Source organism: Streptomyces sp. NPDC006691 (assembly GCF_042869955.1).
GTDB lineage: Bacteria > Actinomycetota > Actinomycetes > Streptomycetales > Streptomycetaceae > Streptomyces.
The window spans coordinates 77330-89654 of sequence record NZ_JBIAGW010000011.1; the positions used below are offsets into that span (position 1 = coordinate 77330).

General features: G+C 73.0%; 13 protein-coding genes. 11 read left to right on the forward strand and 2 right to left on the reverse strand.

The genetic code is table 11. From position 1 onward, the window contains the following. Nucleotides 1-2 precede the first annotated feature (2 nt). From ACFYNP_RS23555 to ACFYNP_RS23570, 4 genes are all read left to right on the forward strand, one after another. Nucleotides 3-1373 carry an aldehyde dehydrogenase family protein gene (locus ACFYNP_RS23555; RefSeq protein WP_388787864.1) on the forward strand — a complete coding sequence of 457 codons (1371 nt, stop codon included), beginning with the start codon at nucleotides 3-5 and terminating at the stop codon, nucleotides 1371-1373. 6 nt (nucleotides 1374-1379) lie between these two features. Beyond that, complete coding sequence (locus ACFYNP_RS23560; protein WP_388411413.1) at nucleotides 1380-2162, forward strand: 3-oxoacyl-ACP reductase; 783 nt, start codon at nucleotides 1380-1382, stop codon at nucleotides 2160-2162. Nucleotides 2163-2282: 120 nt separating this feature from the next. Then, nucleotides 2283-3566 (forward strand): haloacid dehalogenase-like hydrolase, encoded by a 1284-nt coding sequence (locus ACFYNP_RS23565; RefSeq protein ID WP_388787867.1) that lies wholly within the window; start codon nucleotides 2283-2285, stop codon nucleotides 3564-3566. A gap of 22 nt (nucleotides 3567-3588) precedes the next feature. Next, complete coding sequence (locus tag ACFYNP_RS23570) at nucleotides 3589-4503, forward strand: DUF2510 domain-containing protein (protein WP_388411417.1); 915 nt, start codon at nucleotides 3589-3591, stop codon at nucleotides 4501-4503. A gap of 88 nt (nucleotides 4504-4591) precedes the next feature. Here ACFYNP_RS23570 and ACFYNP_RS23575 read toward each other — a convergent pair whose 3' ends face one another. Continuing rightward, the gene (locus ACFYNP_RS23575; RefSeq protein WP_388411418.1) at nucleotides 4592-5794 is read right to left on the reverse strand and encodes an amino acid deaminase/aldolase; all 1203 of its coding nucleotides are present in this window, start codon (nucleotides 5792-5794) and stop codon (nucleotides 4592-4594) included. A 160-nt stretch (nucleotides 5795-5954) separates the two neighbouring features. Here ACFYNP_RS23575 and ACFYNP_RS23580 point away from each other — a divergent pair, with 160 nt between their 5' ends. Genes ACFYNP_RS23580 through ACFYNP_RS23590 form a run of 3 tightly spaced genes read left to right on the forward strand, consistent with a single transcriptional unit; the run spans nucleotide 5955 to nucleotide 9027 of the window. After that, entirely contained in the window at nucleotides 5955-7028 is a 1074-nt protein-coding gene (locus tag ACFYNP_RS23580; protein ID WP_388787870.1) for a hypothetical protein, read from the forward strand. Next, nucleotides 7025-8248: a type VII secretion-associated serine protease mycosin gene (gene mycP, locus ACFYNP_RS23585; protein ID WP_388787873.1), complete on the forward strand. Its 1224-nt coding sequence runs from the start codon at nucleotides 7025-7027 to the stop codon at nucleotides 8246-8248. Before ACFYNP_RS23580 ends, mycP begins: the two co-directional genes overlap by 4 nt. A gap of 50 nt (nucleotides 8249-8298) precedes the next feature. Beyond that, nucleotides 8299-9027, forward strand: coding sequence for an SseB family protein (locus ACFYNP_RS23590; RefSeq protein WP_388787875.1), 729 nt, complete (start codon nucleotides 8299-8301; stop codon nucleotides 9025-9027). Between the two features lie 70 nt (nucleotides 9028-9097). Here ACFYNP_RS23590 and ACFYNP_RS23595 read toward each other — a convergent pair whose 3' ends face one another. Further along, the gene (locus ACFYNP_RS23595; RefSeq protein ID WP_100577120.1) at nucleotides 9098-9457 is read right to left on the reverse strand and encodes a DUF1844 domain-containing protein; all 360 of its coding nucleotides are present in this window, start codon (nucleotides 9455-9457) and stop codon (nucleotides 9098-9100) included. A gap of 346 nt (nucleotides 9458-9803) precedes the next feature. On the opposite strand from ACFYNP_RS23595, the gene infC reads away from it, so the two are divergent. The 4 genes from infC (at nucleotide 9804) to ACFYNP_RS23615 (ending at nucleotide 12291) form a co-directional block, all read left to right on the forward strand. Then, nucleotides 9804-10496 (forward strand): translation initiation factor IF-3, encoded by a 693-nt coding sequence (gene infC / locus ACFYNP_RS23600; RefSeq protein ID WP_167154753.1) that lies wholly within the window; start codon nucleotides 9804-9806, stop codon nucleotides 10494-10496. Between the two features lie 103 nt (nucleotides 10497-10599). Further along, nucleotides 10600-10794: a 50S ribosomal protein L35 gene (rpmI, locus tag ACFYNP_RS23605; protein WP_100577122.1), complete on the forward strand. Its 195-nt coding sequence runs from the start codon at nucleotides 10600-10602 to the stop codon at nucleotides 10792-10794. A 105-nt stretch (nucleotides 10795-10899) separates the two neighbouring features. Then, complete coding sequence (rplT, locus tag ACFYNP_RS23610) at nucleotides 10900-11283, forward strand: 50S ribosomal protein L20 (RefSeq protein WP_003970214.1); 384 nt, start codon at nucleotides 10900-10902, stop codon at nucleotides 11281-11283. 153 nt (nucleotides 11284-11436) lie between these two features. Beyond that, the gene (locus ACFYNP_RS23615) at nucleotides 11437-12291 is read left to right on the forward strand and encodes a TrmH family RNA methyltransferase (RefSeq protein WP_388411431.1); all 855 of its coding nucleotides are present in this window, start codon (nucleotides 11437-11439) and stop codon (nucleotides 12289-12291) included. The last annotated feature ends 34 nt before the right edge of the window (nucleotides 12292-12325 follow it).

Here is a 12325-nt window from a genome sequence, read left to right on the forward strand (position 1 = left end):
ACTTGTCCAGCGCATACGAGCTTCAGGTGCTCAACCCGGCCACCGAGGAGGTGATCGCGACCGTCCGCGGAGCGACCTCCGCCGATGTCGACGCCGCGGTCGTACGGGCCCGGGCCGCCCAGCAGGGCTGGGCCGCCGCGGCCCCCGCCGACCGGGCCCGCCTGCTGCGCCGCTTCGCGGCCGTGGTCGACGAACACATCGAGGAACTGGCCCGGTTGGAGGTCCGGGAGGCCGGCCACACCATCGGCAACGCCCGCTGGGAGGCGGGCAACGTCCGTGATCTGCTGGACTACTCCGCCGGGGGAGTGGAGCGCCTGAGTGGTCGTCAGATTCCGGTGGCGGGCGGCCTCGACATCACCCTGCTCGAACCGCTCGGCGTGATCGGCGTCATCGCCCCCTGGAACTTCCCGATGCCGATCGCCGCCTGGGCCACCGCCCCCGCACTCGCGGCCGGCAACGCGGTGATCCTCAAGCCCGCCGAGACGACCCCGCTCACCGCGCTGCGGCTGGCCGAACTCGCCCTGGAGGCAGGGCTTCCCGAGGGCCTGTTCCAGGTTCTGCCGGGTGCGGGCGCGATCGCCGGGAACGAACTCGTCGAGCACCCCGGCGTCGCGAAGATCGTCTTCACCGGGTCGACCCGGGTCGGCAAGCAGATCATGGGCAAGTGCGCCGACCGTGTGAAGCGGGTGACCCTCGAACTCGGCGGCAAGAGTCCCAACATCGTCTTCGCGGACGCCGACATCGAGGCCGCGGCCGCCGCCACCCCCATGTCCTTCCTCGACAACTCCGGCCAGGACTGCTGCGCCCGCACCCGCATCCTGGTCCAGCGCACGGCGTACGACCGCTTCATGGAGCTGCTCGGCCCCGCGATCGAGGAGATCGTGGTCGGCGACCCGGCCGACGAGAAGACCCAGATGGGCCCGCTGATCTCCCGCGTACAGCTGGACCGGGTCCGGGGTTACGTCGCCGACGACGCGCCCGGCCTGCGCGGCAGCGCCCCCGAGGGGCCCGGGTTCTGGTTCCCGCCGACCGTCCTGACCGGCCTGGACCCGGACGCGCCCGCCGCCGTCGAGGAGGTCTTCGGCCCCGTCGCCGTCGTCCTGCCCTTCGAGGACGAGGCGGACGCCGTCCGGCTCGCCAACGCCACCGACTACGGACTGTCCGGCTCGATCTGGACCCGGGACATCGGCCGGGCGCTGCGCGTCTCGCGGGCCGTCGAGGCGGGCAACCTCTCCGTCAACTCCCATTCCAGCGTGCGGTATTCGACCCCCTTCGGCGGCTACAAGCAGTCCGGCCTCGGCCGCGAGCTGGGCCCCGACGCCCTCACCGCATTCACCGAAACCAAGAACGTCTTCATCAGCACGGAGGCCTGAGCACACATGACCGACGACATCATCTGCCGCCGCCTGGTCGGCCGCACCGCCGTCATCACCGGAGCCGGCAGCGGCATCGGCCTCGCCACCGCCAGGCGGCTGGCCGCCGAGGGCGCCCACGTGGTGTGCGGCGACATCGACGAGACGGCCGGCAAGGCCGCCGCCGAAGCCGTCGGCGGCACCTTCGTGAAGGTCGACGTCACCGACCAGGAGCAGGTCGAAGCGCTCTTCAAGACGGCCTTCGACACCTACGGCAGCGTCGACATCGCGTTCAACAACGCGGGCATCTCGCCGCCCGACGACGACTCCATCCTCACCACCGGGCTCGACGCCTGGCGCCGCGTCCAGGAGGTCAACCTCACCTCCGTCTACCTGTGCTGCAAGGCCGCGCTGCCCTACATGCAGCGCCAGGGCCGGGGCTCCATCATCAACACCGCCTCGTTCGTGGCCGTCATGGGCGCCGCGACCTCGCAGATCTCCTACACCGCCTCCAAGGGCGGCGTGCTGGCGATGTCGCGTGAGCTCGGCGTGCAGTTCGCCCGCGAGGGCATCCGCGTCAACGCGCTGTGCCCGGGGCCGGTCAACACCCCGCTGCTCCAGGAGCTGTTCGCCAAGGACCCCGAGCGGGCCGCGCGCCGCCTGGTGCACATCCCGGCCGGCCGGTTCGCCGAGGCCGACGAGATCGCCGCCGCCGTCGCCTTCCTCGCCAGCGACGACTCCTCCTTCATCAACGCCACCGACTTCCTGGTCGACGGCGGCATCTCCGGGGCGTACGTCACCCCCCTCTAAACCCCGCCAACCCCCGCTGTTCACCCGGGGGCCACGCACCCGGCAGCCGGGCGTCGCACGACGCCCGGCTGTCCTGTCTAACGTCCGCGATGATCGTCCCGACGACAGGAGTCCTCCAGCGTGTCCAAGTCCCCCGCCGTCCGGCGCCTTCCGGTCCTCGCCGCGGCCCTTTCCATGGCCGCCGCCGGCCTGGTCGCCGCCCAGCCCGCCGAGGCGCACCCGGCCCGCTGCCCCCAACTGACCGTCTCCGCAGGCTGGTTCGGTGACAACCAGGACCGGATCCAGGATCTGATCGACAGCTACGGCCGGTGCGGCGCGGGCGCGCGGCACGGCAAGAAGCCGGTCGCCGTCTTCGACTGGGACAACACCGTCGTCAAGAACGACGTGGGCGACGCCACCATGTACTGGCTGCTGCGCAACGCCAAGATCCAGCGCCCCGTGCGCGGCGACTGGCACACCACCAGCCGCTATCTGACCGACGCCGCGGCCAAGTCCCTTGCATCCGCCTGCCCTTCGGGCCGGTCCACGACGCTGCCGACCGCCACCGACACCGCCTGCGCGGACGAGATCCTCGCGGTCTACGGCGGGGGCACCACCGGCAAGGGCGCCCCCGCCTTCGCCGGCTACGACCGCCGCACCATCGAGCCCTCGTACGCCTGGCTCGCCCAGCTCCTGCACGGCTGGACCCCCGCCCAGGTCAAGGCCTTCGCGAGCGCGGCCCGCGCCGAGAACCTCAAGGCGCCCGCCGACGCCGTCCAGACGGTGGGCAGCAACACCCGGGCGACGGCCTGGGTGCGCTACTACGACCAGCAGCGCGATCTGATCCGCACGCTCCAGAAGGCCGGCTTCGACGTCTGGATCACCTCGGCCTCGCCCGAGCCCGTCGTCGACGTATGGGCGCGCGGCGCCGGCGTCGACCCGGACCACGCCATCGGCATCCGCTCCACCACCGAGCACGGCCGCATCACCTCGCACCTCAAGGGCTGCGGCTCGGCCAAGGACGGCGACGACTCGATGATCACGTACATCGACGGCAAGCGCTGCTGGATCAACCAGGAGATCTTCGGGGTGCGCGGCGCCGCGGCCGAGAAGGTGCAGCCGGCCGAGAGGCGCCAGGTGTTCGCGGCCGGTGACTCCGACACCGATGTGTCCTTCCTCCGGGACGCGACCGGGCTGCGGCTCGTCCTGAACCGCAACAAGAACGAGCTGATGTGCCGGGCGTACGACGACAGCGACGGCCGCTGGATCGTGAACCCCATGTTCATCGAGCCCAAGGGGCAGAAGGCGGCACCCTACCCCTGCGCCAGCACCGGCTACACCGAGCACGACGGAACCCCGGCCCCCGTGCGCCGCGCCGACGGCTCGGTCGTCCCGGACCAGCGGGACTCGGTGTACGCCGGCTGAACACACGTCCTAGGGTGGGCGCATGACCACGACGACGCCGCCCGGCTGGTACCCGGACCCGGGAGTGCCCGGCACCGAACGCTGGTGGGACGGCACCGCCTGGACCGCCCACACCAGGGCGCCGGGCGGGCAGGTCTTCGGGCCGCCGGAGCCCGTCACCGTGGTCGTCGCGCCGCCCGGCCGGCGGCGGCGCCCGCTGATGATCGGCGCGGCGGCCGTGGTGCTGGTGGCCGCGGTCACCGGCGCGGTCGTCCTCCTCGGGCACGACGGCAGCGCGTCGTCGGCCCCGGCCGCCGACCAGGGCCCCACGGCGTCGACTGTGGTCAACTCGCCCTCCAGCAAGCCGAGTTCGGCGCCTTCTAGTGATCCGCACACCCTCGTCGACCAGCTCAACGGCATCACGCTGCCCATCCCCGACGGCTGGGAGAAGACCGACGACCCGGTGTCCGGGCTCGTCACCATGGCGACGAAGGACACCTACGACTGCCCCGGTGACGCCGGTTTCTGCCATCACGGCACGGTCACCACGTCGACGGCCACCATGACCGACCTCACGACCGCCGAGGCCGTCGCCAAGCACGACATCACCGACGCCGCCAACGACGCCTACGACCACGACCCGGTCGGCTCCCGCCCCTACAACGGCCTCACCTCGCACCGGGAGGTGAAGTCCGGCCCCGTGGTGGTCAACGGGCGCACCGGATACCTGGTGCGCTGGCAGGTCAGGACCGGCGCCGGGCCCGGCGGTTGCGTCGAGTCGCTCGCCTTCCCCTCCACGGTGGGCAGCCAGTCCATGGTCATCGCCCGCTTCGCCTTCGACGCGGGCCCGGACGGGCCGCCGCTCGCCCTGATCGACACCGTCACCCGGGGCATCGCGCCCATCGGCGGCGGACAGAACGGCGGGGTCGGCACCAGCCTGGCCCCGCCGTCGCCGTGAGCTGTCCGCCGTGAGCTGTCCGGCCCGGGCCGGGCGAGTCGCCCCGAGCCGGGAGAAGTCGCCCCGAGCCGGAGGGGGGCGCCCTGAGCTACAGGAAGGTGCGGCCCTCGCCGCGGTAGGTCGGTACGGTCGCCGTCACCCGGTCGCCCTCGACGAGCCGCAACTCCTCGAAGCGCTCGCACAGTTCGCCCGCCTTGGCGTGCCGGAACCACACCTTGTCGCCGATCAGGAGATCGTCCGCGGCCGAGCCGAGCAGCGGCGTCTGCACCTCGCCCGCGCCCTCCTGCCCGTCATAGCGCAGCCCCTCCGGGAGATACGGCACCGGCAGCCGGTCCGCGCCCGGTGCGCCGGAGGCCGGATAGCCGCCGCCGAGCACGGTCACCACGCCGACACCGGGCCGGCGCACCACGGGCTGGGCGAACAGCGCCGCCGGACGCCCGCTGAACGACGTGTAGTTGTCGAAGAGCCGCGGCACATAGAGCCCCGAGCCCGCCGCGATCTCGGTCACCGCCGGCTCCGCCGCGGTGTGCTGCACGCTGCCGGTGCCGCCGCCGTTGACGAACTCCAGGTCCGGGGCGACCGCCCGCACCGCGCGCACCACCTCGGCCCGCCGCGCCGCCAGCTCCCTGCGGGCCGCCGACTGCATCAGCCGGATCGCGCGCGAGCGCACCGGGCGTCCCGCCACCGCGTCCCCGACCCCGGCCACATGGCCCTCGTACGCCATCAGACCCACCAGACGGAACCCCGGGCGGCGGGCCACCGAGCGGGCCAGACCGGCGAGTTGGGCCGGGGTGCGCAAGGGGGAGCGGCGGGCGCCGACGCGCACCCGGCCGCCGAACAGCTGGAGCGAGGTGTCCAGTTCCAGACAGACCCGCACCTCCAGGTCCTGGGACTCGCGGGCCGCGTCCACCAGATCGAGCTGCGCCGGGTCGTCCACCATCACGGTGACGGCCGCCGCCAGTTTGGGGTCCGAGGCCAGCTCGGCGAAGGCCGCCCGGTCCGCGGACGGATAGGCGAGCAGCACGTCCTCGAACCCGGCCCGGGCCAGCCACAGGGACTCGGCGAGCGTGAACGACATGATCCCGGCGAACCCGGGGCGGGCCAGCACCCGCTCCAGCAGGGCGCGGCAGCGTACCGACTTGCTGGCGACCCGGATCGGCTTGCCGGCCGCCCGGCGGACCAGATCGTCCGCGTTGGCGTCGAACGCCTCCAGGTCGACGATCGCCACGGGCGCGTCGAGATGAGCGGTCGCCCGGTCGTACCGGGCGCGGTCAGCGGCGCGGGGTGTCATGGCGGAAGCCTGCCAGAACCGGTTACCACAAGGTAGGGGAGAGCGGGTGCGGATGTGGAAGGAGCCCGGCCGGTCTGCACCCGCACAGGATCAACCCGTAGAGTGACGCCTTGGCGGTAACGGGCTGAGCTGGACGGCAAGAGGGGCACGAGGGGGGCGGATGACCACCGACGCACGACCCCCGGGCACCCCTCAACGGCCGCCGCACGCACCGGAGTCCGAGCCCGCGGCGAAGTCCGCGCCCATCCCGCGGCAGCCCGCGCCGGGGGACGCGGCGGCCCGGCTGCGCTCCGCGCTCGACCTCGTCGATCCGGGACCCGTCCTGCCGAACGCCCCCATACCGCCCCGCTCGTCACCCCTGCCGCCGGCGCCCTCCGTCCCGCGGCCGCCGGAGATACCTCCGCTGCCGGTCGGGCCGCCGAAGCCGCTGCTCCCGCCGGAACCGCTGTCCGACGAGCCGGGCCCGCTCAGGCCGGTGCCGGCCCGGCGGCCCGGGCGGGTGGCCGCCGCCGCGATCTGCGTGGTGCTCGGCGCCGGACTCATCGGCGGGGCCGCCGCGGGCACCTGGCTCGACGGCGGCTCGGAACCCGCCGCACCCAGCAACTTCACCGCCGCCCGCGACCTGTGGCACAGCACGCCCGTCGACACCCTCTTCCCGCCCACCATCCGGGGCACCGGCGCGGGACCCGGGGGCGCCGACCGCGAGTGGACCCGGGTCGGGGTCGCGCCGGACAGCGGCTGCGCGGGCACCCTCGACCCCCTCCTGCTCAAGGTCCTCGAACCGGTCGGCTGCGCCCGTATGGTGCGCGCCACCTACACCGACGCCACCGCCAGCAGCGTGATCACCGTCGGCCTCGTGTTCACCCAGGCCGAGCCCGCCGCGATGACCGCCCTGGCGAACCGGTTCACCACCGAGAAGCTCGCCGAGCGCTCCGATCTCATGCCGCGCGCCTACCCGGTCAGGGCGACCGACGCCGCCGCGTTCGGCGACAAGCAGCGCGCGAGCTGGACGGTGCGGGTCCTCACCGACGCCCCCGTGGTCGTCACCGCCGTCTCCGGCTTCGCCGACGGCCGGCGCATCGACGCCCCCCAGTCCGCCGAGCGGGCCACGGCCGACGGCGCGAGCGGGCCGGTGGCCGAGGCGGGCCTCGGCCAGGACGCCAAGGGCGTCGCCGACACCGTCGAACGCGGCCTGCGCAAGAAGGCCGCCGCAAGCCCGGAGCCCGCATCGTGACCGAGCCGCCGACCGCCACCGCCGCGCCCCGCAGGACCCGTACCGGGCCGCGCCGCACCGGCGCCCTCGCCACGGCCGCGCTCCTCGCCCTGCTGGTCTCCGTCACCCCGGCCCGCGCCGACGGCATCCGGGACCGCCAGTGGGAGCTGGGCGCCATGCACACCGAGCAGGCGTGGCAGACGACGCGGGGCAAGGGCATCACCGTCGCGGTCCTGGACACCGGTGTCGACGGCAGCCATCCCGACCTCGCCGGACAGGTGCTGCCCGGCAACGACCTCGTCGGCTTCGGCGCCGGGCCGGGCAGCCGCGACTGGGCCCGGCACGGCACCGCGATGGCCGGCATCATCGCGGGCCACGGCCATGGCGCCGGGGACCGCGCCGGAGTGCTCGGCATCGCGCCCGAGGCCAGGATCCTGCCGGTGCGGGTCATCCTGGAATCCACCGACCCGGCCCGCAAACAGGCCCGCGAGACCAAGGGCGGCGCGCTCGCCGCGGGCATCCGCTGGGCCGCCGACAACGGCGCCGACGTCATCAACCTCTCGCTGGGCGACGACAGCGCCTCCGCCCACCCCGAGCCCGCCGAGGACGCGGCGATCCAGTACGCGCTCGGCAAGGGCGCGGTCGTGGTGGCCTCCGCGGGCAACGGCGGCGACCAGGGCGACCACATCTCCTACCCGGCCGCCTATCCCGGTGTCATAGCGGTCGCCGCCGTCGACAAGAACGGCACCCACGCCTCCTTCTCCACCCGACGCTGGTACGCCACCGTCAGCGCCCCCGGCGTGGATGTCGTCATAGCGGACCCGGACCGCAAGTACTACGAGGGCTGGGGCACCAGCGCCGCCTCCGCGTTCGTCTCCGGCGCGGTCGCCCTCGTCCGCTCGGTGAACCACGGCCTCACCCCGGCGCAGATCAAGAAGCTCCTGGAGGACACCGCCCGCAACGCCCCCGACGGCGGCCGCGACGACGCCCGGGGCTACGGAATGATCGACCCGGCCGCCGCCCTGGCCGCCGCCGCCCGCCTCAAGCCCGCAGGCCTGCGCGCCCAGTCCGCGGCGAACGGCAGCACGTACTTCGGTGCCGGCCCGGACAAGCCCGCCGCCGCCAAGGACCCGGCCGACTGGCTGGCCCCGCTCTCCGCGGGCGGCGGGGTCCTGCTGCTCGGGGCCGGGGTGGCCCTGTGGCGCTCCACCCGGGTCAGGACCCCGCGCGAGTGGCTCTGAGCGGGGAGGCCGTGGGCGGGCCCGGGAGCGGGCCCGGTTAGGCTCGTCGCGTGGCGCTCAAGAACATTCCGGATTCCGGCTTCTCCGACGACGACGGCACCGCCGCCCCCGAACTGACCGAGGCGCTGGCCGCCTGGGCGCGGGACAGATCGGCCGAACCCCGGGTGCTCGCGGCGCTGCGCACCGCGCGGCTGCTCGTCCCCGTGGTCGCGGTGCTGGGCGAGAGCGAGATCGACGAGAACGGTCTCCAGCACGAGAAGACCAGCGACATGGCCGTTCCCACCCTGAAGGCCGGCGACCGCACCGCACTGCCCGCGTTCACCTCGATCGCGGCCCTGGCCCTGTGGGACCCGGCGGCCCGGCCGGTCGCGGTCCCGCTGCACCAGGCCCTGGCGGCGGCCGTGCACGAGAAGGCGGACACCGTCGTCATCGACCTGGCGGGCCCGGTCGCGTACGAGCTGAAGGGCGCGGCCCTGCTCGCCCTCGCGGAGGGCCGCAGCACCACGGACCCGCTCCAGGATCCCGCGGTGCTCGACGCGGTGCGCTCGGCGGTGGCCGCGGTGCCCGCGGTGCTGCGCGCCCACCTCGGCCCCGGCAGCGCGGACGGCACGCTCGCCCTGGTGCTCGCCGACGGCGCGGCGCCGGCCGACGCGGGCCGCGAGGTGGCCGAGCTGATCGCCGCGGACGAGACCCTGCGGGCCCGGCTCGTCCGGGGCCTGGACCTGGCGCTGCTGCCGCCCGGGGCCCCACAGCCGAACGAGCCGCTCTTCACCCGCTGAGGGGGAGGAGCGGCTCGCTCGGGGTCGTACAGGCGCGTACGGGCAAGGCGTGCGGGGTGCGAGCGGAGGCTCAGCCGAAGACGGCGCCCGTGTACTTCTCGCCCGGGCCCTTGCCCGGCTCGTCCGGCACGACCGAGGCCTCGCGGAACGCGAGCTGGAGCGACTTGAGGCCGTCGCGCAGCGGGGCGGCGTGGAAGGACGAGATCTCGGTGGCCCCGGCGTCCAGCAGGCCGGCCAGGGCGTGCACCAGCTTGCGGGCCTCGTCGAGGTCCTTGTACTGGTCGCCCTCCTCGGTCAGACCGAGCTTCACGGCGGCGGCGCTCATCAGGTTCACGGCGACCGTCACGATCACCTCGACCGCCGGGACCTCCGCGATGTCGCGGGCCATGGTGTCGAAGTCTGCGGGCTGATTGGGGGGCGTCTCACTCATGCCCCCACGATATGCGGTGCCCGGACGCCCTCCTCCCGCGCACTCGATTAGCCCGCCCGTCCGGTTGCTGCTAACCTTGTGTAACGACCGGCCAGGCACGTGTGCCCGGCCCACAAGTGGAGGCTCCGATCTCCCACCCGACCGCCCTCCGGGGAGGCGGGTCATCCGGTCAGGTGGCCACCATCGTTCCGTACGGACGATGGAGCCGCCCGATGTGCGCCCCGCGGTAGACCGTGGTGGTGTTCCGGTTTTCTTGGAGCCCCGCCTGTGTCCGTCCGGGGCATTTTTTGTGCCTCGCGGCGGTTGGTCACGTCACCAGACGTACGCGGCTGTCTGCCAGACAGTCGTGTGGTGCTACCGAGGAGGATCCATCAGCGCCGAGCCCCGCATCAACGACCGGATTCGCGTTCCCGAGGTGCGACTTGTCGGCCCCAGCGGCGAGCAGGTCGGAATTGTTCCGCTTGCCAAGGCCCTGGAGCTCGCCCAGGAGTATGACCTCGACCTGGTCGAGGTCGCGGCGACCGCCCGTCCGCCCGTGTGCAAGCTCATGGACTACGGGAAGTTCAAGTACGAGTCGGCCATGAAGGCCCGTGAGGCGCGCAAGAACCAGGCGCACACGGTCATCAAGGAGATGAAGCTCCGGCCGAAGATCGACCCGCACGACTACGACACCAAAAAGGGTCACGTCGTCCGGTTCCTCAAGCAGGGCGACAAGGTCAAGATCACGATCATGTTCCGTGGTCGCGAGCAGTCCCGGCCGGAGCTCGGCTACCGACTGCTCCAGCGCCTCGCTTCGGACGTGGAGGAGCTCGGCTTCGTCGAGTCCAGCCCGAAGCAGGACGGCCGAAACATGATCATGGTTCTCGGTCCGCACAAGAAGAAGACCGAGGCGATGGCCGAAGCCCGCGAGGCCCAGGCGGCCCGCAAGGCGGAGCGCCAGGGTCAGTCGGCCCAGGCGGACGAGTCCGTCGAGGACGAGGCGGTTGCCGAGGCGCCCGTCGCCGAGGCCGCGCCGGCCGAGGAACCCGCCGAGGCCTGATTCCGGGACAGCCCGTTCCGGATGTCAACCGATACACATGACGCTCCCGAGCGCCGGTCCCCGGACCGGCTGGGAGCGCCACTGACGAGGAGATAACGGCGCTATGCCGAAGAACAAGTCGCACAGCGGTACCAGCAAGCGCTTCAAGATCACCGGCTCTGGCAAGGTGCTCCGTGAGCGTGCCGGCAAGCGCCACCTGCTTGAGCACAAGTCGTCCAAGAAGACCCGCTCGCTGACGGGCACGGTCGTCGTGGCTCCGGCCGACGCCAAGAAGATCAAGAAGCTTCTCGGCAAGTGACGTTCCTCCGCCTCCGCGCTCCGGAGGCGGAACGTCGAGACCGGGACCCATTCGATTTCGGGCCGTGTGAGTCCAACCACGGCCCCGCTACAAGGAGTTAAACAAGTGGCACGCGTCAAGCGGGCAGTCAACGCCCACAAGAAGCGCCGGGCGATCCTCGAAGCGGCCTCCGGCTACCGCGGTCAGCGTTCGCGCCTGTACCGCAAGGCCAAGGAGCAGGTCACCCACTCGCTGGTCTACAACTACAACGACCGCAAGAAGCGCAAGGGCGACTTCCGTCAGCTGTGGATCCAGCGCATCAACGCCGCTGCCCGCCAGAACGGCATGACGTACAACCGCCTCATCCAGGGTCTGAAGGCCGCCAACATCGAGGTGGACCGCAAGATCCTGGCCGAGCTCGCGGTCAACGACGCCAACGCGTTCGCCGCGCTCGTCGAGGTGGCCCAGAAGGCCCTCCCGAGCGACGTCAACGCCCCGAAGGCCGCGTAAGCGCCCGACGGCTTGTCGAGCAGGACCGGACCCGCAGGCCGCTGGCCTGCGGGTCCCGGTGCGTTACGGGTCGTCCCGGGGCCATGTCCCCGGACCCCCTCCCCGGGGCCGCGCCCCAGGCCCCCCGACCCCTCGTAGAGAGACCGCGAGTACATGCCCACCCCCGAGCTGATCTCCCCGCGTTCCCCGCGCGTCGCCGCCGCCCGCCGGCTCGCCCGGCGCAACTTCCGGGGCAAGGAACGCCGGTTCATCGCCGAGGGGCCGCAGGCCGTCCGCGAGGCCGTGGAGCACCGCAGCGGCGGTGAGCCCACCCTCGTCGAGCTGTTCACCACCATCGAGGCCGCGGAGCGCTACGCCGACATCGTGACCGCCGCCCTGGACGCGGGCGCCCGCGTCCACTACGCCGACGACGAGGTGCTCGCCGAGGTCTCCCAGACCGTCACCCCGCAGGGCCTGGTCGGCGTCTGCCGCTTCCTGGACTCGCCGTTCGAGGAGATCCTCGGGGCCGAGCCCAAGCTGGTCGCCGTGCTCGCGCACGTCCGCGACCCCGGGAACGCCGGCACGGTGCTGCGCTGCGCGGACGCCGCGGGTGCCGACGCGGTCGTCCTCACCGACGCCTCCGTCGACCTCTACAACCCCAAGTCCGTTCGGGCGTCGGTCGGTTCGCTGTTCCATCTGCCGGTCGCGGTCGGCGTCCCCGTCGAGCAGGCCGTCCAGGGCCTGCGGGACGCGGGCGTACGCATCCTGGCGGCCGACGGCGCCGGCGAGGACGACCTCGACGCCGAGCTGGACGCGGGGACGATGGGCGGCCCGACCGCTTGGATCTTCGGCAACGAGGCCTGGGGCCTGCCCGAGGAGACCCGCGCGCTCGCGGACGCCGTGGTGCGCGTGCCGATCCACGGAAAGGCCGAGAGCCTCAACCTCGCGACCGCCGCCGCCGTGTGCCTCTACGCCTCCGCCCGTGCGCAGCGTGCTGCCGGAGGGTGCCGCTCCGTCACCTCCTACTAGTAGGGTGGCGGGCTCGGGGGCCCACTCAGCGCTT